Raw genomic sequence first — 24,169 nt, 5'->3', positions numbered from 1 at the left:
ATTTTCTTATTCCGAACTCACGTTTCATTAAATTTCAGCATAACCAATGTGAAAGTGATTGAACGCTCTCTCAAACTCAGTATCTCGCTTCTACGGTCGCTCGACAGATCGCGTTCTATAACAAATTGAACTCAAGAAAAGATTTTGTTTTCCAGAGAGAACCTTTAACTTGTTGATCGAAACTGAAAGCGTCGTCCTGCGCACCAGATTTACCAAAATTTCTTACGCCGAATTTACGGTTTATTAAAAATTCATTTTATAGAAGTTCCGTCTAATTCAGGTTAATTAGCTTTTTTCGTCTTCTAATATTTGCCCTAAATCAATCAGGTCGGTTAACCAATCAGAAAAATTACCGGCTCGATCCCTAATTCTCGCCTGAAGTAAAAGTCTTCTTTTAAATTTTGCAAAGGATCGGGGGATCTTTACAAGAATCATTTTGCGATCGGATTCAAACTCATATGGAAAAACTTGTCCATCCAAAAGGATCTCGGCGCCCCCTGCATATCCTGAACCTACATCAGATATAGAATACATTCTTTCAATAAAAGTAGTTGGTCGGACCTCTGGCGTAAATCTATAACGGGAAATTAAAAATGGATGATCAATTTTGGGTTTAGAACGATCCTCCAAAACTGCAACAATTCCTATCTTAGTTAAAACGGCTCCGATTCCTCCAATCTCTGAAAATGTCTTTAGAATTACCCAACGTTTAGTTCCTTCTTCTAATAAGTAAAGATTCTCTCCTTTTCCAAGTTTTTTACCCTTCCAAAGAAATTTGGCTTCACCAGACCAACTAATTCCAGTAGATTCGATTTCAATCAGTTCACTCTTTAAAACCAAACCTTCAGGTAGAAAGTTTTCACTGGCTGGGGTTCCGACCACTTCAAACAAAATATTTCCTTTTCCGAATGTATTTCCTTTCGGAGTCTTCAGTAAAAATCTACGATCCGAAGATAAATATTCTGTCTCAGTTTTTTTTTCCGAATGTCCTTTAAAGCCAGAATTCAAAATTCTTATTTTAAGAGAAGAATGGTTTTCTTCCTTATCCCCTGCTATGATTTCCAAAGGGATTTCCTGATTGATTGAAAATTCCTTAAGATTGAGACTTGGTTTGAGAGAAGAAAAAAGGTTATAAACATAAACGGGTGGATTGAGAGAGGAACGGTTGGAATCATAAATGGATTGATGATCTCTCGCTTCCGCATAACTCATTTTTTCAAACTTTCTTTCATAGAGAATTTTTCCCTCGGACATAAGTCTTGCAAAATAAAGATTATTCTTATTGCGAGAATTCATTCGATCGAACGCACCAAGTTTAATCCTAACTTCTCCACCTAACTTAAGTGGTTCTGGATCATCGAGCTCATAAATACCGTCTTCTTTTTTCTGAATAGGAATTCTAAATTTCTGACCGTCAGAAGAATCTACGTAAAGAACTAACAATTCGGGTGGAGTTCCGTCCCGATCATTCATCTTTAAATACGCAAGAGGATTAAAAGTATCTCCATTCCCATGAAGTTCAAAATGTAAATGTGGAACTCCCGTACCCGATTCTCCAATTCTTGCAATCGGTTGTCCTTGTTTTACGGAAAATTTATGATCTAAAAACTTTACAGAGAAAATTCCATCACTCAAAAGGTGAAGCGCTTGTCTCAGATTCTCCAGTTCTTTTTTTGCACCTTCTAAATTAAAAAGATGTGCAAATTTTGCTCTTAACCCAGAAGAAGAACGAAGCATTAGGTTTAGTCCATATCCGGTAGGAGATTCGGAAATAGATTCTACAACTCCATCAAAAGGAGCAATTGCAGGAAAACCATTCAAATGAAAGGTTTTAAAATCAGCCCCCATATGTAAATGATGAGTTCTATATTCTGCAAAAGAGCCTGAAACGGGTGTTTGCACCTCCATAGGGAACCTAAGTTTTCCTTGTAACTCTGGAAATTCTGGTCGGTCCTCCGCCCGCAATTCCCAGAAAGCCAAAAAAAATAAAAGAATCACATAAATTGAAAAAACGAAAAATCTTTTCATCTTCCGAAAAAATGGACCAGAAAATGTAATTTGTAAAGCTGAAAAGGGAATTGAAAAAACTCCTTGCACGGAGGTCCGACCACAAAGGACCTTTCCAACTATGTTTATTGCCCGACTGGCGATTTTGACTTTAGTTTTTCTACAGCTCAATCAATGCACATACTTTACAAGAGAACCAGGAAATCCTCCTAAGATAGACGGAGTACCAATCCCGGATGAACAAAGGAAAATCTATATTCAGAACTTTCGGAACAATTCTTACGGAATGGGAGTCCAGACACTCCTTACGGAATTAGTTCGAGCTGAGATAGATACTAGAGGAAGATTCCTCCAAACAAGAGAAAAATCAATCGCCTCTTATCGACTCTATGGAGAAGTCGTTCACTACCAACTTGTCGGAAACTTACTCGACCAAGGAGGACAATCGATCTCCAGAGAAATGACGATCATAGTCCGCATAGAACTACAGAAAGCAGGAGGACAAAAAATAATTTTGGAAAGAGACGAGATTCCAGTAAGAATCATATTCTCCGATCAAATTGGGTTTAGAGAAAGTGAAAGCCAAGCTCAAGCTAGACTATTAAAAATTATGGCAGTTCGAATTGCAGAAGAGACGGAAAGGGGTTGGTATTTTTCTATTGCCGGAAAGATCGATCCCTGATAATCTTGACTCGTCCTTTGGTGATCTAATATGAATCGAGAAAAACAAGAAGCCATTCTAAATAAAACGCAACCAGCGGTCCGTATGGAAATGCAGACATTTTCTGAGTATTTACAAAAAGAAGGCTTAAAGATTACCAATCAGAGAATGTTAGTTGCGGAAAGAATTTTTTCCCTTCACAATCATTTTACCGCAGAAGGACTTTTAGAAGAATTTAAGGATCAAAGAGATCAAATTTCCAAAGCCACAATTTATAGAATACTTTCCATAATGGTTTCAGCAGGTCTATTACAAGAACATAATTTTGGAAAGGATTACAAATATTACGAACATATAATAGGCCACAAACATCACGATCATATCATCTGCACAGTCTGCGGAAAAATCGTGGAATTTTTAGACGAAAGAATAGAACAACTTCAAGAACAAGCAGCAAGAGAAAACGGTTTCAAAATCACAGGTCATAGCTTGAACATTTACGGAACTTGCAACGAACATTCTTCTAGTAAATGATTTTTCAAACAACTTCGGAAGACACTCTTACTAAAGCCAGAACCGGAATTTTAAATTTAAACGGAATAGAATTAAAAACCCCTGTATTTATGCCGGTGGGTACGAGAGGAGTCGTTAAAACCCTTTCAGCAGACGACCTAGAAGAACTTGAGTATTCTCTAATATTAGGAAATACGTATCACCTCTATCTCAGACCCGGGACTTCCGTATTGGATCGTTTTGGAGGACTCAAAAAATTCTCAACCTGGAAAAAAGCACTTCTAACGGATAGCGGAGGATATCAAGTATTCAGTTTAAATTCACTTTTTAAATACGAACAGGATGGCGTTCGTTTTCAATCTCATATAGACGGGAGTAGACATTATTTTACTCCCAACTCCGTTATAGACATACAAAGAAGTATTGGTTCCGATATTATGATGGTTTTAGACGACTGTGCGCCTTTCGATTCTGGCCCTGAAAGGCTCAAACAATCCTTAGATAGAACCCATCGGTGGGCAGAAATGTCGGTACAATATTGGGAAAAGAATAAGAATTCCCAGCATCTTTTTGGAATTTTTCAGGGAGGAATCGATCTTGATTTTCGGCTGGAAAGTTTAAATACGATCACCTCACTACCGTTTGACGGAATTGCAATCGGAGGGCTTTCGGTCGGAGAACCTCGCAAAGATTTCATTCGAATTTTGGACGGTATTTCGGCCCACACAGATCGAAATCGTCCTCTTTATTTGATGGGAGTCGGTACGGTACCGGATATTTTGGACGGAGTGAAAAACGGAGTCGATATGTTTGACTGTGTACTTCCGACCAGAAACGCAAGAAACGGCCAAGTATTTACAACTTTAGGAAAAATCAATTTAAGAAACGAAAAATGGAAAAGCTCCGATACACCAATGGACCCGAATTGCACGTGTAAGGTGTGTAAAAGATATAGCATAGGGTACATCAGACACCTACATCATGTAGGAGAGATCACTGCATTCTCACTTTCAACGTACCATAATTTACATTTTATGAAAAATTTTCTGACAGAGATTCAAAACTCCATTCAAAAAGGAGAATTTTTAGAAATCTATGCTAAGTGGAAAAATTTGTACGAAAAGCCCGAATTTTCCGGTTGACTATTTAAAGAATCGACTTTCCTTTAGTAGAGCTGGCTGGAAAGAAATAGAAAGGAGTTGCTGATTATTTATGGAAATAACCAGAAGAGAAAGCGGGAACATTGTCATTCTGGGCATAAACGGAGAAATCGATCTCTACAATGCTCCAGAAATTAAAGATGTAATCGCGAAACTCATCGAGGAGCAAAAATATTATACGATCATCAATCTCGAAAAAGTTTCTTATATAGATTCTTCTGGTATTGGTGCTCTCATTTCCAGCCTTTCTAATCTGAAAAAATATCAGGGTGGACTTAAAATTATCAATGTTTCCGGATCTGTAAGAAAGGTATTTGAGCTAACAAAGCTAACTTCTTTTTTTGAGATTTTTGATAATGAGTCAGAAGCAGTTTCTGCTTTTAAGTAAATCGGAATTTTAATTTTATCCTACCTTTTCTAAAATCTGGTGCCACAATGAAATCGACTCAAAGAAAAATACTTTCTTCTTTTATAATCTTACTCGCAGGATTTTTTATTTCCTGTGGAGCTGAACTTCCTATTGAGGAATTAAGTGATGCAAAAAACTCGATCACAAGAGCTAAGTCTGCAGGTGCTGAAAAATATGCTCCTTCAGAATTAGAAGAAGCCCGTAAAAACTTACTCACAGCTCATCAAAAAGCTTCGGAAGAAAATCTTACAGAGACTAAAAAATCCGCGTTGTATGCAAGAGCAAAGGCTTTAGACGCTTCCGAGAAATCCTTCCCTTCTTCTGTTGATGATGCACGTAAAGAATCCAGCTCTTCAATCGAATCTGCAGAAGAAGCCTATGCTTCTCAGCTTGCTTCTGAACCTTATAATACTTCTGTACAACTTCGCAAAGAGGGTGATTCTCTACGCGAAACTGCTGACCGCACTTTAGAATCGTATCCGAAAGAATCCGGAGATGACGCAAAACTGAGGATGAGATTAGCAGCATTCGATCAGTATGAGGCTTCTCGTCAAAAATATGCGGATTCTAAAAAGGCCGCAGACGAATCCAAGGTATTAGCTCTTTCTCAGAAACAACAACTAATCGATTCTTTTGCAGACATAGATAAAAATCTAAATGATGCAGATAAGTATGCAGAAGGAAAAGATCCGGAAGTTTCCGAAACTAGAAATCGTCTCGATTCCTCTAAATCCAAAATAGAAGAAGGGAAGATCAAAGAAGGATATTCCGAAATAGATGATATTCGTAAAAAATCCGGCGAACTTGTTGCTAAGAATATTAAGATTTACGCAGAAAAACAGAAGGAACTTGCAAAACAAAGCGTAGCATCTGCGACTACAAGGTTAGCTTCCTTCGATCGAAATAAAATCAATTCCTCTAGAGATTTTCAAGTTTCTTACCAAAGAGCAGAAGAAAACCTTAAAGCAGCTGAAGAATCGAGAGTAGCTGCAGAAGATCTATATTCTTCGGAAAAATACGAAGATTCTATTTCGCGTTCTGAAGAAGCAATTCGCCTTTCCAGAATCTTAGTAGACCAAGCCACTGAGTTGGCCGAAAGAATAGAAAGAAAAGCAACGACTGATAAGATCGCTGGTCGTGATACAAAAACCGAAGGGAATAAAAATACTAAAAACCAATCCACAACCGAAGGCAAAAATTCTTCATCTAAAATTGGAGAAGATGGTTTACCGGAAGGTTGGAAACGTTATGTGGTTCGGAAAAAAGTTCCTGCAGATTGTCTTTGGAGAATCGCAAAAGATAAAAGACATTATGGAACTTCTAAACTTTGGAGAAGAATCTACGAAGCAAACCGAAACAAAATCAAAAACCCAAACTTGATTTATCCGAAACAAGTATTATTAATTCCTCCTAGAAAAGGCCCGACTCGATTGGACAAAGTAGAATCTGCGCCGTCCAGAAAGAAAAAACCGGCCACAGAAGAAGTAGAGGCTATTGAAGAAAACCGAAAGCCCACTACACATTCTTCTGAAGATTCCGAAGCTGGAGAATCGAATAACAAGAAAAAGGCGGAAGCAACTCCTCCATCTACCGATACTTCGGAAGAAGAAGGAGGTGGAGAATCTTCAGAAAATGAGGAATCTTCACCCGAAGAAGAAAATGGAGAGGAAGAAAATCCGGAAAATCTTCAATAAATCTTAGTTAGCTGAAATTAATTCCTAACTAATAAATAGGGGCTCGGTAAAAAGATACCGGGCCTTTTTTATTTCTGAGAGTAAAGACGATCCTTTTTTGTAAAGGAAGATAAAACGTACTTACTGAAAGCTTGAAAGCTGCATAATAGATTTCTGCTTCTAAGTGGAGTGGAGATTTTGCACGTAAACATTCAAGGTGATTTATATTACATAAGTTCGGTGTAAAAAATCATGATTCATTTTTCTGAAAAAGTTGGAATCTAAACTTTGTAAATCTATTCTTAAAATGTAGGAATTACTACAAATCAAGATTTTACGAACAAATTCTACAATTATAGGAATTCATACTTTTAAAAAGTTCTCTTCATCCAGATTCGATTCACGCTCATTAAACTCCAGAATTTTTAGAAAGTAGTATTTTTGAAAAATTATACAAATAAATAACGTGAGTTCGGCGTAAAAATTCGTTTTATAAAAATCTGATTTTTCCATAAAAAATGAATGTAGGAACTCCCTGAACTCGAATTATAAAAAATGAATGTTTAAAAATTTATTATGCGACTTAATCTGTGGGAACTATCACAAATAACGATTTTACAGATGGATTTCTAAAACGTGGGAACTACTATAATCAAACTTTACAGTAAAACTTTGAAATGTGGGAACTCCACTATTTTTAGCCTTTAAAAATCAGGATCAATCATTTCTATAAATGAATGTAGGAACTACTACTTTTAGAAAAATTTTCTTAGGCCGAACTCACGTTAAATAATCCACTCCTCGAAAACATCTTAAGATTCCCACTCGTTCTTTAAACGGTTCACTTTCCGCGATCTCTTGAATCTTTTGATCCATCGCTTTGAGATTCTCTTCTTGAACTCTCACCCGGCTGTAATAGTCGTTAAACGTTTCCTGAAGGATCTCATTTTCAAAATGAAGGTTATTCAATCATTTGTAATGACTGACTGTTCAATATTTCGTGGCTGAATATACATTCCCTTTTCTTAATAGAAACTTCATCAACCTTTGACGATTCCTTCCTAAATCCAAACGAAGACTGTCACGCGATCTCAGATAATCTCTGACTGCTTCGTCCTCTTTAGCTGGAACATGTATCGATTCTAAATCTCCACTTCGTAATAATCTCGCTAACTTGATCGCATCCGTTTTGATTTTGTCTAAACTTTGTCTTGAAACCTTGCCGGGCGCTACAAGGATACAGTTCACTCCCAAAGACTTTAGATATCTGTAAAGTGAATAGCCGGTTACTCCTGCTTCGTAACAACAATGGATTCCATTCCGATTTGAGTTTATTGATGAATTTTTTGATCTGAACTTCATTATGCTTTATCTGTTGTTCTTTCACTACATCTTTCGATTTGCTCGTTAAATAAGCAAAACTGATCGTTTCTCTGTGGACATCCATTCCTACATACCTTTCTTTTCACTTTAGTTCCTTCTGTTGGTTTTCTTGTTTCTTGCATCTAACCCACGTTTTCAAGCCCAGAAGGGGCGCCATTTTGTCTTAGATGGAATATTTAAAAACAAACTTTTGAATGAGTTCAGTTACTAAGTCTGGTTGTTCTCTGTGAACCCAATGATTGGATGGTATTTTATGAATTTCTAATTTTTCAACATAATCGTAAGAGTTTTCGTAGACTTCCGGTAAAACGATAAAATCTTTTTGAGGAACAATTAACTGCACTGGAACTTTAATATGAGAAGGAGACGAAATGACCGTTTTACCAAATAATAATTCTCGGAACAAATTAATGGGAGCAATAGTAGAGTTATAAATATCGTTTTTATTCACTTTCCTTAGAGAATCTTTTTTAGGAACCCCGCCCCAATCCATGATCCATTTGTAAATCGATTCGCCAAAGTTTTGCCAAATGAGTTCCGGTAATACAGGAATTTGAAAAAACCATATATACCAAGAACGAAAACCCTGATCGATCACCTTACTCCAATTACTTAAATCAAAACTGAATAAGTCGTCTATTATCCTTTTTCCAGCAAGCCAAGGATGAGGGCCGGAAATAGCAGTAAAAGAACTTACATATTTAGAATATTCAAAATCACTAATAAATAACCAACCAAGCGCGGCTCCCCAGTCGTGACCGACTAAATGAACTTTTTTATCTTTGGAAAGAAAACGAATCGCCTCCAATAAATCAGAAAGAATCATTGTATAGTTATATTCAGATTGTTCTGAGGGCTTAGAAGATCTTCCAGACCCTCTTAGATCAATTGCACCTAATGTAAATTTTTCCTTCAAAACATTGACCTGTAAATCCCAAGTTTTATGTGTATCCGGATAACCGTGAACAAATAGAATCACATTCTTAGAATCCGTTTCTGAATAAGAGAGAAACAGTTTCACTTTTTGATTTTCTAAATATGTATATTTCAAACTTTCGATTCTCCTATTATTCATAACTATATAATAAAGTACCTAATATTTTGTATGGAACCAGCGTTTTGTGATAAAATTAACAGTACTCAATTTTATAGAGATCAGTAACACTTTTAAATTCCAAATACTAGAAATACAAATCGCAAGTAGAACAACACTTTAAAGAAGAAGACATACAATTTTTTCGTAAGAAAATTGTACACCACATAACTTTTACATAAAAAAACGGCTTATACTTTCTTGGCTCAAACTTTGTTTTCCAATTTTTTATAAATGTAACAATACTCGTATTTTTTAGTTTCCATTTTTATTTCTAAATAAAACCGAATTCAATCAGACGACCTCGCAACCATAGTTTACGATTTGTAAATTTACCAGTCTTTTTACGAAATTTAACTTTTTGTTCTGATTGGATTTTAGAATAGATTTTTTAATTCTGGTCCCATGTTGGAAAAACAATTTAATTCGTATAACGATTTTGGAAATCCTATGGTGATGTTTCGAAATCGTATAACCAGAATGGCTAAACACTGGAAAAAATGGGCCCGTAAAAGAAACATAGAATGTTTTCGAATCTATGACAGAGATATACCTCAGGTTCCTGTTTGCGTAGATCTTTATGGCCCCTTGTGTCATATCTCTGTGTATAAAAATAATTACGAAATTTCAGATGAAGATAGAGTGAAAGAAAGTGAAGAAATCAGTAAAATCATTTGTGAAATTCTCTCTATCCATCCAAATCAAATTTTTTGGAAAAAAAGAGAACCTAAAAAAGGTAAGGAACAATACGAAAAACAATCCGAACAATCTGAGTTATTTGAGGTTGGAGAAAACGGACTTAGATTTTATGTGAATTTATCAGACTATGTAGATACAGGGCTGTTTTTAGATCATAGGATCACTAGAGATCTCGTTCGTAAAGAATCCAAGGGAAAAAAATTCTTAAATCTTTTTTCTTATACCGGATCATTTACCGTCTACGCGGCGTCAGGTGGAGCTACAAAAAGCCTAAGCGTGGATCTTTCCAACACCTATTCCGACTGGGCCGAAGAAAATTTGAAACTGAACGGTTTTTCACTTACAAAACACCGTATACTTAGAGCGGATGTAATGGAATGGCTTCGGCATGAAAGAAAAAACCCTGATCGAGAAAAATATGATCTGATTGTAGTCGACCCACCTACTTTTTCTAACAGTAAAAAAACAAACGAAATCTTTGATATACAAAAAAATCACGTTGAAGTTCTAAATACACTTTATCGAGACTTTGCATTTCCTGGTGCCGTTTTGTTTTTTTCTACAAACTTTAGAAAATTTGAATTTTCTAAACAGTCCGTTTTATGGGACAACTTGAAAGACATTTCAAAGTTTACAATTCCAGAAGATTTTAGAAATGAAAAAATCCATTTTTGCTGGAGAATGGAAAAACCAGTTTGAATTCTATATTTCGGCAGAGTAGCAATTTTTGCACTTTAGAAAAATATGAAATAGAAACTTTGTCGTTTTCACTTTCTTCGAAAACAAGTTTTAAAACTGCATTTGAATCCCAAAATTAAACATAGGAACTTTAGTTTTACCTACTTCCAGTCCGTTTTGATTGATATAGCTAGTTGACGGGTTTACATCTGGGATATACGGAGCTAACGTACTATAAAGAGTTTTTGAAACCGCAATCCTATTTCCGGTTAAATTTATAATTTCAAAGTATAAATCTAACTTTGCCCAACTTGTAGTTATAAAACGATCAAATCGAATATCAATCTGGTTGTAAGAAGGAAGTCTTGCGGATCTAATATCATTTGAATACGTAGGAGTATAAATGTTTAAAGAATTTACAGGCGTAAGTTCTGATCCTACAATAGGAGTATATGCGTAATTCGTTAAGTGAATGATCCTCGTTCCGATCTGCCATTGATCTTTATATTTCCAACCTCCAACAAAGCTAAACATATGAGTACGATCTAAATCGTAGTATTCTTCTTTAGAATTTTTCTTAAGAACTTCTATACTACCATTATCATAAACGTTGGTATAATAATCTTTTGATACGTCTTGATATAAAATTCTATGATTTGCAACCAACTCATTATGAGCCTGAAGTTCAGAATCCTTTAAACTAGGCTGGTTTCTATTTCGTTTTGTCAAAGAATTTGTATAGGAAATCCAACCAAAAAAACCTGAATCTTCGGGAATCTCTTTTTTTATCATCAACTCAAATCCTTTAGACCATCCAGACATAGAATTAGAATAATTCACATTTCTCTGAAGAACTAATTCCGTATTTTGGTTGTTCATATAGGAAACCATATTATTGATGTTAGCCGCTGAAGAATTATAAATTAAATTGTCTCGAACGGCTAGATTATCAAACGTATTTTTGTAACCTTCCAGTTTAATAGAATAACTAGATAAAAACTTTTGTTCTATTCCAATATTAGAATGTTGAGATTCCTCCATCTTAAGATTGGGATTTCCTATCTTTTTAGAAATATAACTTACGTCCGGAGGAGCTTGAAAAAACTTTCCAGTTCCTCCAAAAAAAGTAGTTTTTGTAAAATCAATTTCTTTTGCAAACATAAGTCTTGGACTTGTTTTCCACTCCCGAGATAAATCATAATAATCTCTTCTTGCCCCAAAGGATAAAACATTACCTTTGTAATCCAGTTTCATTTCCGAAAAATATCCTAACTGTCTACGAACCATTCTATCACCTTCCATAACTGCATTAGTATTTGGGTCGGAAAGAATGAACTGAGTAATTTTTAGCATCTCCGGATTTTCGTTGATATATATGACTTTTCCCTTAAAGCTAGAAACGGTTTCCCTATATTGACCACCTGCCTTTAACTTTAAGATTTTTTTAAATAAGTTAAATTCCATAACGTCTTCAAAATAGCGAAGGTCTTCCGAAAAATCGTTTCCAAGTGTATTCGCTTTTTGTAATCCGTTAAAGGCAGCCGAAAGTACACCCTTAGACGTATCTGTAAAATAAGTGCTATTTTGAATTCTTTCCTGAAAGTAACTTCTCGAAATATTCATCGTATTGGAAACATACTCAAACGGTTTCCAAATGTATTGAATTCCGTCGGTTCTAAAATTTCTATCTACGATCAAAGAATCGTTCAAAGTTTATATTTATTTTCAAGCACTAAAGTGACTCTCACCTTTTACAAGACTTCTATTTTAACAGCATTCTAAATTTTATATATACTCATTACAAATTTACTTAGACAAAACATCGTCCTGCAGGACGATGTTTTTAAAAACTTACTGTTTACACAGAGTAGATTCAGCCGTATGTTACAACCGGTATTATGGCTTCCAAAAGCTCCTCCAGGAGTTGCCCCATCTCCGGCAAATACTTCATTGGATGATGTCGTACCATCGATCGCAAAATTGACAGCATTATTAGAATTCCAATCGTTACAATTGAGTGAAACTTCCCAATCAAAAGTTGCTGGTTGATTTCCTACACCAATCCAATAAAACTTTTCCGCACCTACGTCGACTGAGTTTTGTAAATTTGCAGTTACAACTGAGTTTGCATTTGTAGTAAACGTGGTTGTAGTTCCGTCACTTCTACGATATTGTTTGTTTGGATAAAGTACCCAATCCACTAAACGAGTAGATCCATCTCCAACAAAAACCGCTTCTCTTGTACCCATTGCGGCTAATAAAGCCTTATAAGTTCCCGTAAATTAGAGGATTTTGCAGCGGCACATTTTGCGTCCGCACCTGAGATTCCACCTAAATTTCCGTCATAACCGGCCCCATTATTTGTAGCAACGAAGGTTCTACAAAAAGATGCGTCTTTACAAGAAGTAACAACGGTAGAAGCCGCAGAATTGGAAGAACCTAATGAGTTGAGAAGGAATAGAAGAAGATCCGAATTATCTTCTTCCTTTTTATCTCCACACGACTAAAAAACATATATAACGGATATCCCGCAACAAACAAAGGTATAAAATATTTGATCTTTTATATTAAAATATTTTACTTTTTTAAAATGTAAAATCGGGTGAAATAAAATTATATTATAATAGAAAGAAACAACGCTCAACTTTCGTAGTAATTCACCCGAAATTAAATTTTAAACTAAAACGTTCCTAGATTGAAATAAATACCCTTGTGCCAGAGGAAACCCCATTTCTGCAGCCATCAAAAAATCCTCAGAGGTTTCGATTCCTTCTAATATACACAGTATATTAGATTCTTTTGCAAAATCCAAAAAACCCCAAGCTATATTTTTATAAGATGGCTTAATTTCAAAAAGCCGCAACCAACATTTATCAAACTTAATAAATTTAGAATATTCTAAAAAATTAAAACAAAAAAGATTCTGATCTCCACCTACGTCATCAAGTGCAATTGGAACATTTTCTCGTCTTAAAACATCCAAACAAAATCGAGTATTTTCGATTAAAGTAGAATCAGTATTTTCAATAATTTCACAGACTATATCTTTTTCCTTACTTAAAAGTTTTCGCCATTCGGCAGCCTGTGAACGATTTTTACAAACGTGTGGATCCAGATTCAAAAATAGATGTTTACCTTGTGGACGATTCTGAATTTGGAATCGTTTCAATTCTTTTTCAAATTCAAAGAATAGATCCGGATCTTGATGAAGTTCGTTAAATACAAACTCCGGACAAATATTTTTTTCTTTGATACGGAACCTGGCTAGGGCCTCATACGCATAAATTTTTCCCGTCTCTAAAGATAGAATCGGCTGATATTCCGTATGAAAGTCTCCCGTTTTCAAAATTTCAGTCAGCTGTGGAAGAATTTCTCCATCGTAGTTTTGTGTGGATGAAATTTTCAAATTTGAAGAATCAACTATAGATAAGTTTTCGAATTTAGTTAATATTTCTAAAGCCATTTCATATTTTTCATTAAACGAAAAAAGAGTTTGTGTATCGATTGTCGAAGTTGATTTCGAAGACCACAAATCAGCGTTAGGTGGTAAATCAAAAACTTCTTTCATATGGACAGACCTCCTTTTTCAATTTTAGAATGTAGCGTTTTTAGAGTCAACCCAAATGAGTTTGAAACTCAAAATCTCGATTTAGAACTTAAATGCCTAAATCCTGGCATACAAAACCTCAGCCTTTTTTAATTTTACTAAACGTTTTTTCTAAATCAAAATTTGTGTTCATTACTAATTTCTACAGAATCAAATTAGAATATCCTAAATTTTGAAGTGAATCGCAGAATTTAAACACCTATTATAATTTACTTGAGCTCTTGAGTAAGAAATGAAGTAACAGCAAAACCGAAAATCCTTGAAAAACACAAAATTTACACTGTAACAAAGCGCTACAATTCGTAAAATAGAACCCACTCGATCACTCAACTAACACATATAAGGTGAAACATATTTTACATTGAGCTTTACGTATCAGACTAGTATTACTCTACTAAGCTTATAAAAGCCCTACTTTAAAATTTGAATTCATAATAAAAAATACTGACCAATGATCTCCATAAAATGCACCACAATCTATTTTAAAATTTACAGAAAACACCTAACATATATTAAGCGAAGAACAAGCGATTTTAAATAAAATATTTTTTATACAATTTGACGACATAAAGTTATAACTATACCTCGGCCTAACTTTTAAATTAGCAATTCAAAGTATCTCTATAAAAACAAAGGTCAAATTTATATACCCATAATCGCCTAACTACTCTTAACTTAAAATTGATTTTATGTAAGTTTTCTTAATTTAAATACTTAAATGTATTCTGTTAGCACTTAAATACCAACATTATTTATAATAGATCATCATACACATGCCTTAATCATGATATTTAAATCAAAATGAAATTCAATCTTAATTTAATTTCATTTTATTTTCAAAAAAACATAATTTTGATTTACAGATAATCTGAAAAATGATCTTTCCGTATCGCTTCATTAAAATCAAAGAAATTTATATAGAGATAGAGTTCTCTTTTTAGATTAAACAGGGAGATAAATATTTATGAAGATTCAATTGGGTATTCAAAATCGATTTAGGAAAGTGGGACTCACCCTATGTTTCTTAATTTTTTTGTTTGGCGTAAATTCGATTAACGCCTCTTATGCGAAAGAAATTCTCACCTATGATTTGATAGGTCGTAATTTCTATTCCCTTAAAACCACCTATTATACAATCAACGTAGTTCATTATAAATACGTAAGAGATCCGGGTAGTCCGATCATTTTCAAGCCTAGATCGGTTTTGTTCGTTCACGGTTTTGGAGATAATAGTACTCTTTTTGAACCTCTGGCAAAAGAATTAATCCTCAAAGGAAAAGCTCAAAACGTTTATATTATGGATCTTCCCGGACACGGCGCCAGCACTATGGCCCCTGGAACATCAGAATATCCAGCTAACTATAGTCAGTTGAGTGTTACAAATTATGCTGATGCACTCCGTGCTTTACTTGGTAGAATGACCAGCACGGAAGGTAAAAAAATCCAGACCATCGTTGGTCATAGTACAGGCGGGTTAGTCATTCAAACGATACAAGATTTATTTCATAGAAATGGCGGCAACCTTTTGAGCTCATTCGGTATCGAAAACACAATCTTACTTGGCAGCGATATTCCTTCTCCTTTGCCTTGGTATGGTGGAGACGCTCCTATGAGTGATCCAAACTCTGCAAAAAGTTTTGTTTGGAATTTTAGAATATTAAAAATTTTAGGTAGTCTTCCCGATCCGCCTTATGCCGAATTTGGTTGGTTCGTAAAAACTCCAGACGACTTCTATATTAATACGAAATACGCCGTAAACGGAGTTCCGGTTACGGGAGCACCTACCACCGAACAACTAAAAACGATGAGCGATCTAGAGCCTTACGTAGCAGCCGCGAATATTGTTGGTTTAGATTATACCGCCCAAACTACGGACGCCGTCCCTAGAATATCTGTTGCACAAAATTTATGGAACGGTTTTAATCTGAAAGTTGTATGGATGGATAAAGACGTTTTTTTCAGTCAGTCTGAAACACAAGGCCTTGCTCAATATCTTAAAGAAGGTTTAAACGCGATCACTATTTCCGATCCGGAAGCAACTCATAACTCTCCGTTTTCTAAACCATCTCTTTTTCTTTCTCTTTTTTAATTTTTTTTATGTCTCGCCGCACCAAAAGGTGCGGCACTCTAACAACTGTTCTATACTTTTATACAAAATAACATTTCAATATAATAATATTCTTTTACCGCTACCGGTCTCTATAAAATCGAGCTCCACAAATTTCGTGATAGAGTTTCAGTTGACGCTTTTTCGGTATCATCCCAATGCGAAAGCGATTAAAGCATAAATATTGGATTGAGCACTCTGTTATACAACTCCGAACAGGTATTTACTATATAACTTCGAGTAGCGTCTTGTAATTTTCACTTAACTTATATTACATGATGTAAATTGAATATTATAAATGAATTGCAAGCCTATAACCTACCCCTGGCTCCGTCAAAAGTAACTCTGGACTGGAGGGATCCAATTCTATTTTTTTTCTTAAACTTGCTACGTGAACTCTCAAAGACCCGGATTCGTTTTTTGCAAAAGGCCCCCAAACGTGACGTATAATCTGTTCCTGTGTTAATACCTTTCCTGCGTGTTGAATTAAAAAGGTCAAAAATATATATTCGGTCGGAGTCAAATGTACCGTGATTCCGGATACTTTTACGTTTCTATTTGATAAATCTACATATAAATTTCCAGATATAAAAATAGGAGACCCTGGATCTTGAGTCTTATTTCTAAGAGCAACCCGAATTCTTGCCAATAACTCTCCCATACTAAATGGTTTTGTAATATAGTCGTCGGCCCCTCCATCTAACAGTGAAATTTTTTCAGGATCGGAAGCAAGAACTGACAATACGATCACCGGAGTTTCGCTCCAAGATCGTATCTCCCTCAATGCAGTAATCCCGTTACCATCTGGAAATTGTAAGTCTAATAAAATCAAATCCGGAGAATTTTTCGCGGCTTTGAGTATCGTTTCTTGAATTGTAGCAGACTCAATCACTTCGTAATGAGAAGCGTTCAAACTGATTCGTATCATCTTGCGAATACGATCGTCATCATCCGCCACCAGAATTTTAGGATTCATTTTTTAACTCGATTTGATCGGAATTTCGATACAAAACCTGGCCCCTACTATTATTCTATTTTCTGCGGTTAAAGTACCTCCGTGTGTTTCCACAATAGATTTGCTAATCGAAAGCCCTAGACCACTTCCTACGTGATTTCTATTTTTACTTCTATAAAACTTTTCGAATATCTTTTCAAGATCTTCCTTGGGAATTCCTGGCCCCTCGTCCTCTACAATATATTGTATTTTATCTTTTCTGCATATAAGTTCTATAAAAACCGGAGTGCCCTCGGGTGAAATCTGAACCGCATTGAATACTACGTTAAAAAGCGCTTGTTCCATCAATGTAAAATCCATCCAAGTTGGTACCGGATTTTCCGGTAGATGAATCACACAATGACTATTTTTTACCGTTTGCCTCAATCTTCTTACTACTACGTGAATCAGATCAGATGGATCGTGCCAATCCATTCTCAATTTTAAAAAACCAGATTCGTAACGACTCATGTCCAATAAATTTCCCAATAATAGATTGAGAATCATACTACTTTCGTTGATTTCGTTTAACAATTCGACTCTAGCTTCCCTGGAATTTTCTATCTCCGGCTCTAATAATGCAGTCACCGCTCCCCGGATCGAAGAAAGTGGCGTTTTTAATTCGTGAGATAAAGAATTAAATATAATCGTATAAAGTCTTTCAGATTGATTAGCCAAGTATCTAGTCCTGGTTTCTTCAGACAACAGTTCCCTTTCAAGCGCAAGAGCTATCTGATTTCCCATCGTAAGCAAAAGATTTTCTTGATCCAAGTTCAATCTTTCATTTAAAACGACTCCGATCACTCCTATCACTTTACCTGGAGCGATCATAGGAAAATAAGTTCCTAAAGATAAGGATAACGTATCCGTAAATTTTCCTGCGGGAATTTTATTTTTATACACCCAGTTAGAAACAGCAGTTTCTTTTGGATCAGGAAAAAAATTTCCGGCCCTGGAAGAATTAAAATCTATGTTTCCTTGATTTTCTAAAAGTATAACTATCTCCGTCTGAAATACTTTTCCAAGATATTCCGCTCCGATTTCAGATATACGTCGTACGTCTCTTGCATGTCCCAATTCTTTAGATAATTCGTATAATGTTGTTAAGCGAAGTTCTCGATTGACTAATACCTTTTCTTTTTGTCTTAATCTAGAAGTAACATTTCCTATGATGATAGATATAAAAAGAAAAGCGCCAAACATAAGTACGTCTTCCAACTTCTCTATAAAAAAAGTATATCTGGGTGGAATGAATAAAAAATCCCAGAAAATTCCGGACAATAATCCTGCAAGTACCGTAGGTCCTTTGGAAAAAAAAGATCCAATTCCCGAAACAAAAAATAAATAGAGTAAGGAAATACTCCAATAGCCAGCAATCGGTTCCAAAAATAAACTGATACAAGTAGCCAACAATATCAAAGTTAAAGACGTTAAGTATTGTTTTCCTCCCGAAGAAGTTCTTAAAAACCGATTTAAAACGGATTCTTCTCCAGAAATAAAAGAATATGGAACTAAACAAAGTTCGAAATTAGAAGGAATCCTAGCCAATTTAGAAGCTGTTGAATTCCATCTCCACCACCAATTTGTATCAGATTTTTCTATCACTACGCGCGTTATGCTCTTTTGTCCGGAAATTCTTAAAATTGCTTCCGCAGTATCTTCGTCTGCTGCGTAAAGAATTTCACATCCTAATTCTCTGGCAAAACTTAAATTTTTCTCGAGTTGACTTAAGTTTTCCTTGGTAAGATTTTCTCTCGTTTGATTGTAGATAGCAAACAATTCTCCATTTCTCTCATAAGCAAGTCGTTTCGCATAACGTAACAAAGAGTAAGAATTAGGGTTAGAACCGATCGACACTAAAATTTTTTCTCTAAACTTTTCTGAATCCAGAGCTACATTGACGTGTCTTGCCGTGTAATTGAGTGCGGTTTCACGCAAAAAGGTCAAGTTTTCCTTCTTAAAAAAATAATCTCCCGCTAAGTTCGCTTTTTCAGGTACGTACACCTTGCCTTCCTGAAGGCGTTTTCTAAGATCATCCGGCGAAAGATCAATCAATACGATTTCATCTGCCATATCCAATATAGAATCTGGAATCGTTTCTCTAATTTTTACAGAAGTATTTTTTTCTACAGACTCCACTTGACTTTCTAAATGTTGAACATTCAAAGTCGTGAATACATTAATACTATGATTTAGAATTTCAATCACGTCCTGATACCGTTTTACGTGTCTGCTGCCTGGAATGTTTGTATGTGCAAACTCATCCACCAACACCACTTCCGGCTTTCGTCTGAGAATGGAATCTATATCCATCTCTTCGAATTCGATCTCCCTATGTTCTATCTTTTTTCTAGGTAGTATTTCCAAACCTTTTAAAAGTTCTTCGGTTTCTTTTCGGCCATGTGTCTCTATGTAACCTACCACTACATCTACACCTTCTTTTTTAAGTCCTCGAGCGGCGTTTAACATCGCGTAGGTTTTGCCCACACCCGCAACCATTCCAAAAAACACTTTGAGTCTTCCGGAAATCTCTTTTTGTTCTTCTTTTTGGATCTTACGAAGCAACTCGTCCGGATCTAAACGAGTATCTTTAATCATTTTAATATTATTCCAAATTCGGAATCCAGCTTCAAGTTTAATAGAAGTACATTGATCCTATTTTCTCCTATATAACCTTTTTCTACCGATTCCTCCACTATGTTTTTTAGGCGTAGAATTTGGCCTTCCGTTAGTTTACGTGACTTCGCCACACGATTTATCTGAAATAGAGCCGAGTCAGGACTGATATGCGGATCAAGTCCGGAACCGGACGCAAATAATAAATCGGGAGGAACCTGCGTTTGTTCTGAATGTTTTTCAAGTAGAAATTTTTTTCTTTCTTCTACTTTTGCCTTCAAAAAAACGTTAGTCACACTTGCATTGGACGCTCCAGCAGCGTAATCCATTGCGGAAGGTCTAGGCCAGAAATATTCATCTTTTATAAACTTCTGTGCAATTAACTCAGAACCTACGATTTTACCTTGAATCACTACCCTACTTCCGCTGGATCGAAACGGGAAAAAACGTTCCGCAAATCCAGTAGTTACAATCGGATATAAAATTCCCGTAATTAAAGTAAGAATCAAAAGAAGCCGAATGGAAATCGAAATTATATTCAAGAAAATCATAAAATTCTCCTTAAATGATTCCTAGGAAGCCTAACATCAAATCTATACACTTTATCCCTAAGAACGGAATGACCATTCCTCCCAAACCAAAAATCAAAAGATTTCTTTTTAATATCCTATCAGCACCTAACGGCTTATAAACGATCCCCCTAAGAGCCAGAGGTATCAGAGCAGGTATCACGAGAGCGTTGAATATAACCGCGCTTAGTACCGCACTTTTTTGAGAACCTAGTTTCATTAGATTGAGAGCGGACAAAGGACCAACTTCCGACACAGCATAAAAACTTCCGAACAAAGCGGGCAAAATAGCAAAGTACTTTGCTACGTCATTTGCAATACTAAACGTAGTTAATGCTCCTCTTGTCATCAAAAGTTGCTTTCCTATTTCTACTATTTCTATCAGTTTGCTAGGATTACTATCAAGATCGATCATATTCCCGGCCTCTCTTGCGGTTTGTGTGCCTGTATTCATAGCCACACCCACATCCGATTGCGCTAATGCAGGCGCATCATTAGTTCCGTCTCCAATCATCGCAACCAGGTAACCTTTGGCTTGTTGTTCTCTAATTTTTTTCAACTTAGTTTCCGGAGTCGCTTCCGCAAGAAAATCGTCCACTCCCGCTTCTGCGGCAATCGCCGCAGCTGTCAAAGGATTGTCTCCGGTAATCATCACGGTTCTAATTCCCATCTTTCTAAGACTTGCAAATCTTTCTTTGAGTCCCCCTTTGACTATATCCTTTAATTCAATCACGCCTAAAAGCCTATCTTCTTCGGTTATTAAAATTGGAGTACTTCCTCTTTGTGAAATTGTTTGAATCGTTTCTTCCAGTTCTGCAGAAATTTTTTGACCCAACGTATGCAGATAATTTCGAATCGAGTCTCCCGCTCCTTTTCGAATTTTTCGAACTACCTTTCCTTCTTTTTTCAAATTCACTCCGCTCATTTTTGTAGAAGCGCTGAAAGGTATAAATTCACCTTCCATTTCGCTTAAGTTTCTTTCTCGGATTCCAAATTTATCTTTTGCTAATATTACGATGGACCTTCCTTCTGGGGTTTCGTCCGCAAGAGAAGAAAGTTGAGCCACATCCGCTAAATATTTTTCATCTACTCCTTTGGCGGGATAAAAATCTCTTGCCTCTCTATTGCCTAACGTAATTGTTCCTGTTTTATCTAATAAAAGAATGTCTATATCTCCAGCGGCCTCGATCGCTCTTCCACTTTTTGAAATTACATTAAAACGAATGAGACGTTCCATTCCAGAAATTCCAATGGCTGACAATAATCCGGCAATCGTGGTAGGAATCAGACATACTAAAAGAGAAATCAAAATTGGAATGGAAAGATTTGCACTTTGTCCTCCTTCTTTAGCAACGAACTCGGCAAATAAAGGAAGACTCATCACAGCAATCAAGAAGATAAAAGACAACCCGGATAATAACATCGTAAGAGCGATTTCGTTTGGCGTTTTTTGACGTTTGGCTCCTTCTACCAATGCAATCATCTGATCTAAAAAGGTTCTTCCTTGTTCTGCGGTGATTGAAATTTTAATCCTGTCGCTTAAAACTTTGGTTCCACCAGTAACCGCGCTTCTATCTCCTCCACTCTCTCGAACTACAGGCGCAGACTCTCCGGTAATCGCAGATTCGTCCACGCTTGCAATCCCTTCTAAAATTTCCCCGTCTCCGGGAATCAAATCTCCCGCCTCACAAATAACTATATCACCAATTTTTAATAAAGTTCCAGGAACATTTTCTATCTTATTCCCTACCAATTTTTTAGCGATTATATTGGATCTAGTTTTTTTAAGACTATCCGTTCTCGCTTTTCCCCTTCCTTCCGCAATCGCTTCTGCAAAATTGGCAAAAAGCACCGTAAACCACAACCATAGACTAATTTGCAGGTTAAAGGAAGAATAAACTCCATAATATAAATCTTTAAAGAAGATCCAAGTTGTAAAAAGTGCGCCTAAAAATACGATAAACATAACCGGATTTTTGGCCTGCAAAAATGGATGCAATTTTTTGAATGTATTTAAGATCGCTTCTTTTAAAATTGGGGATTCTATAAAAACTTTGGACTCACGATTCATTCGATTCTCCTTAAAAAGTCAGATTCTGAAACATTATAAAATGCTCAAGTATCGGCCCAATCGTAAGCACCGGAAAAAAAGTAAGCGCGCCTACTATGATAATAACTGACAATAACAAAATATAAAAGGTCCCTCCTTCTGTAGAAAAAGAACCTTCCGATACGATCTCCGATCTTTTTTTCTGAGCGAGACTTCCAGCAATTACTAAAACAGGTAGAATCACTCCAAATCTTCCTAATATCATCGCAATCGCAATCATAACATTATAATAAGTAGTATTTGCGTTCAGACCAGCAAAAGCACTTCCATTATTTCCCGCTCCCGAAGAAAACGCATAAAGAATTTCTGATAAACCGTGAGGGCCTCGATTTGTAAGAGAAGATAACGCGTCCGAGACACTTACCGAAATTGCAGTAAACAAAAGTATAATTGTAGAAGGTAATAAAATTCCCAAGATAGACATTTGAATTTCTCTCTTTTCTATTTTTTTACCTAAATATTCCGGGCTGCGTCCCACCATTATCCCGCTTAAAAATACGGTCAGCAAAACAAAAAGTATCATTCCATACATCCCAGCCCCTACTCCTCCAAATACAATTTCTCCTAGTTGTATATTCAATATTCCTACTAGACCACCAATCGGAGAAAAACTATCGTGCATAGAGTTTACAGATCCGTTAGACGCCACAGTTGTGGCAACTTCCCAAATAGAACTGTTTAAAATTCCAAATCTAATTTCTTTTCCTTCCCAAAAACCTAACGTACCACTGATCGGGTTCCAAGAAGATTCAAAAGTCCAGACAATTAAAATTCCAACACAGAGTATCGTAAACATCACGCTGAAAATTGCCCATGCGTGTCTGATACTTCCGGTTATTCTTCCGTATAAAAAAACACAAGCGCCTGGCAAAATCAGAATGGAAAACATTTGTAGAAAATTTGAAATTGGAGAAGGGTTTTCAAAAGGATGCGACGCGTTTACTCCAAAATATCCACCACCGTTTGTTCCTAATTGTTTGATGGCTACCTGAGACGCAACCGGTCCTAAAGGAATTATTTGTGTATTTCCTTCTAAAGTAATCGCGGAAACGGATTCGGAAAAAGTTTGTACAACTCCAAAGCCAACCAAAAACAAAGCAAAAATAAAAGAGAGAGGAAGAAGAACGTATAACGTTCCTCGAATCATATCCTTCCAAAAATTTCCCAAAGCAAAAACATTATAATTTACTGATATTCCTCTTGAAAGCGCAAGAAGTACGCACAATCCAGTAGTTGCGCTAAGAAAATTTTGTGTGGTCAATCCTGCCATTTGGGAAAAAAAACTTAACGTAGATTCTCCACTATAAGCCTGCCAGTTCGTATTTGTGGTAAAACTGACCGCGGTATTAAACGCAAGATCCCAAACTAATCCTGGAAAATTTTCTGGATTGAGTGGAAGATAATTTTGAAAAAATAGAATTAAAAACAATAGTAAAAAACCGAAAAAATTGAATACGAGCAAAGATAGAGCATATTCTTTCCAATCCATATTTCGATTGGGATCGATCCCACAAATTTTATACAAAAATTTTTCAAAACCAGAAGTTTTATATAAATACACTTTATACAATCCAAGACCGAATAAAGGAGAAAAAATTAGGAGCGCAAATAGAAAGATCAAAAGTTGAATCCATTCCGTTACCATAAAAATTCCTTAAAACTCTTCCGGTCTAAAAATTGTATATGCCAAGTAAATGATACAAAATCCACCCATACTTAAAGCCAAAATAGTTTCTAAATTCATAATATTCTTTTACCTGAAACTAGTATTTTAACATACAAGTAAATCATAAAATAGAGACTGAGTCAATAAATGTAGGGTTAAGGCGCAAAAAAGGAAGTTAAGAAATTGTTAAGATTTTTAAAAGAAATAATTTATAGAAAAAGATA

17 protein-coding genes and 2 pseudogenes are annotated in these 24,169 nt (G+C 35.8%); 7 read left to right on the top strand and 12 right to left on the bottom strand.

Going from position 1 to position 24,169, the window contains the following annotated elements; translation table 11 throughout:
• Nucleotides 1-285 precede the first annotated feature (285 nt).
• Nucleotides 286-1,848 (bottom strand): M23 family metallopeptidase, encoded by a 1,563-nt coding sequence (locus tag BW942_RS17960; RefSeq protein ID WP_223809848.1) that lies wholly within the window; start codon nucleotides 1,846-1,848, stop codon nucleotides 286-288.
• A gap of 67 nt (nucleotides 1,849-1,915) precedes the next feature.
• Complete coding sequence (locus BW942_RS21890) at nucleotides 1,916-2,113, bottom strand: hypothetical protein (protein ID WP_002078677.1); 198 nt, start codon at nucleotides 2,111-2,113, stop codon at nucleotides 1,916-1,918.
• 15 nt (nucleotides 2,114-2,128) lie between these two features.
• Here BW942_RS21890 and lptE point away from each other — a divergent pair, with 15 nt between their 5' ends.
• The 5 genes from lptE (at nucleotide 2,129) to BW942_RS17930 (ending at nucleotide 6,444) form a co-directional block, all read left to right on the top strand.
• A complete protein-coding gene (gene lptE / locus BW942_RS17950) occupies nucleotides 2,129-2,689 on the top strand; it encodes an LPS assembly lipoprotein LptE (RefSeq protein ID WP_000469242.1) in 561 nt (186 codons plus the stop codon).
• 30 nt (nucleotides 2,690-2,719) lie between these two features.
• A complete protein-coding gene (locus tag BW942_RS17945; protein WP_001078417.1) occupies nucleotides 2,720-3,202 on the top strand; it encodes a Fur family transcriptional regulator in 483 nt (160 codons plus the stop codon).
• Nucleotides 3,199-4,323 carry a tRNA guanosine(34) transglycosylase Tgt gene (tgt, locus tag BW942_RS17940; RefSeq protein ID WP_000577236.1) on the top strand — a complete coding sequence of 375 codons (1,125 nt, stop codon included), beginning with the start codon at nucleotides 3,199-3,201 and terminating at the stop codon, nucleotides 4,321-4,323. Before BW942_RS17945 ends, tgt begins: the two co-directional genes overlap by 4 nt.
• Before the next feature lie 70 nt (nucleotides 4,324-4,393).
• Nucleotides 4,394-4,729 (top strand): STAS domain-containing protein, encoded by a 336-nt coding sequence (locus BW942_RS17935; RefSeq protein WP_082279660.1) that lies wholly within the window; start codon nucleotides 4,394-4,396, stop codon nucleotides 4,727-4,729.
• Nucleotides 4,730-4,776: 47 nt separating this feature from the next.
• Nucleotides 4,777-6,444 carry a lipoprotein LipL71 gene (locus BW942_RS17930; protein WP_000843310.1) on the top strand — a complete coding sequence of 556 codons (1,668 nt, stop codon included), beginning with the start codon at nucleotides 4,777-4,779 and terminating at the stop codon, nucleotides 6,442-6,444.
• A gap of 762 nt (nucleotides 6,445-7,206) precedes the next feature.
• Here BW942_RS17930 and BW942_RS21210 read toward each other — a convergent pair.
• Nucleotides 7,207-7,879: pseudogene (locus BW942_RS21210) on the bottom strand (IS110 family transposase); the annotation flags it as partial.
• Nucleotides 7,880-7,969: 90 nt separating this feature from the next.
• On the bottom strand, nucleotides 7,970-8,881 hold the full coding sequence (locus BW942_RS17915; protein WP_001065335.1) for an alpha/beta fold hydrolase: 912 nt from the start codon (nucleotides 8,879-8,881) through the stop codon (nucleotides 7,970-7,972).
• Nucleotides 8,882-9,304: 423 nt separating this feature from the next.
• On the opposite strand from BW942_RS17915, the gene BW942_RS17905 reads away from it, so the two are divergent.
• Nucleotides 9,305-10,297 carry a class I SAM-dependent methyltransferase gene (locus BW942_RS17905; RefSeq protein ID WP_000890625.1) on the top strand — a complete coding sequence of 331 codons (993 nt, stop codon included), beginning with the start codon at nucleotides 9,305-9,307 and terminating at the stop codon, nucleotides 10,295-10,297.
• A 90-nt stretch (nucleotides 10,298-10,387) separates the two neighbouring features.
• Here BW942_RS17905 and BW942_RS17900 read toward each other — a convergent pair whose 3' ends face one another.
• The 3 genes and pseudogenes from BW942_RS17900 to BW942_RS17890 form a co-directional block, all read right to left on the bottom strand.
• Complete coding sequence (locus BW942_RS17900) at nucleotides 10,388-11,986, bottom strand: TonB-dependent receptor (protein ID WP_001000018.1); 1,599 nt, start codon at nucleotides 11,984-11,986, stop codon at nucleotides 10,388-10,390.
• 149 nt (nucleotides 11,987-12,135) lie between these two features.
• Nucleotides 12,136-12,779 (bottom strand): annotated as a pseudogene (gene lenB, locus BW942_RS17895) (endostatin-like outer membrane protein LenB); the annotation flags it as partial.
• A gap of 171 nt (nucleotides 12,780-12,950) precedes the next feature.
• Nucleotides 12,951-13,844 (bottom strand): EAL domain-containing protein, encoded by an 894-nt coding sequence (locus BW942_RS17890; RefSeq protein ID WP_000665700.1) that lies wholly within the window; start codon nucleotides 13,842-13,844, stop codon nucleotides 12,951-12,953.
• A gap of 1,003 nt (nucleotides 13,845-14,847) precedes the next feature.
• On the opposite strand from BW942_RS17890, the gene BW942_RS17880 reads away from it, so the two are divergent.
• Nucleotides 14,848-15,972: an alpha/beta hydrolase gene (locus BW942_RS17880; protein ID WP_000701613.1), complete on the top strand. Its 1,125-nt coding sequence runs from the start codon at nucleotides 14,848-14,850 to the stop codon at nucleotides 15,970-15,972.
• Between the two features lie 310 nt (nucleotides 15,973-16,282).
• Here the strand turns inward: BW942_RS17880 and BW942_RS17875 are convergent, their stop codons facing one another.
• From BW942_RS17875 to kdpA, 5 genes are read right to left on the bottom strand one after another with little or no spacing between them, the layout of a single operon-like run.
• Nucleotides 16,283-16,966 (bottom strand): response regulator, encoded by a 684-nt coding sequence (locus tag BW942_RS17875; RefSeq protein ID WP_001068401.1) that lies wholly within the window; start codon nucleotides 16,964-16,966, stop codon nucleotides 16,283-16,285.
• Nucleotides 16,967-16,969: 3 nt separating this feature from the next.
• Nucleotides 16,970-19,582, bottom strand: a complete 2,613-nt coding sequence (locus BW942_RS17870; protein WP_000588682.1) for a sensor histidine kinase — start codon at nucleotides 19,580-19,582, stop codon at nucleotides 16,970-16,972.
• Entirely contained in the window at nucleotides 19,579-20,151 is a 573-nt protein-coding gene (gene kdpC, locus BW942_RS17865) for a potassium-transporting ATPase subunit KdpC (RefSeq protein WP_000576697.1), read from the bottom strand. Before kdpC ends, BW942_RS17870 begins: the two co-directional genes overlap by 4 nt.
• 10 nt (nucleotides 20,152-20,161) lie before the next feature.
• Complete coding sequence (kdpB, locus tag BW942_RS17860; protein ID WP_001078552.1) at nucleotides 20,162-22,240, bottom strand: potassium-transporting ATPase subunit KdpB; 2,079 nt, start codon at nucleotides 22,238-22,240, stop codon at nucleotides 20,162-20,164.
• 10 nt (nucleotides 22,241-22,250) lie between these two features.
• Nucleotides 22,251-23,924, bottom strand: a complete 1,674-nt coding sequence (gene kdpA, locus BW942_RS17855; protein WP_000255836.1) for a potassium-transporting ATPase subunit KdpA — start codon at nucleotides 23,922-23,924, stop codon at nucleotides 22,251-22,253.
• Between the last annotated feature and the right edge of the window lie 245 nt (nucleotides 23,925-24,169).

This window comes from Leptospira interrogans, from assembly GCF_900156205.1.
GTDB classification, from domain to species: Bacteria; Spirochaetota; Leptospiria; order Leptospirales; family Leptospiraceae; genus Leptospira; species Leptospira interrogans.
Note: the sequence above shows the minus strand (reverse complement) of the source record. Positions and strands in the feature narration are given on the sequence as shown.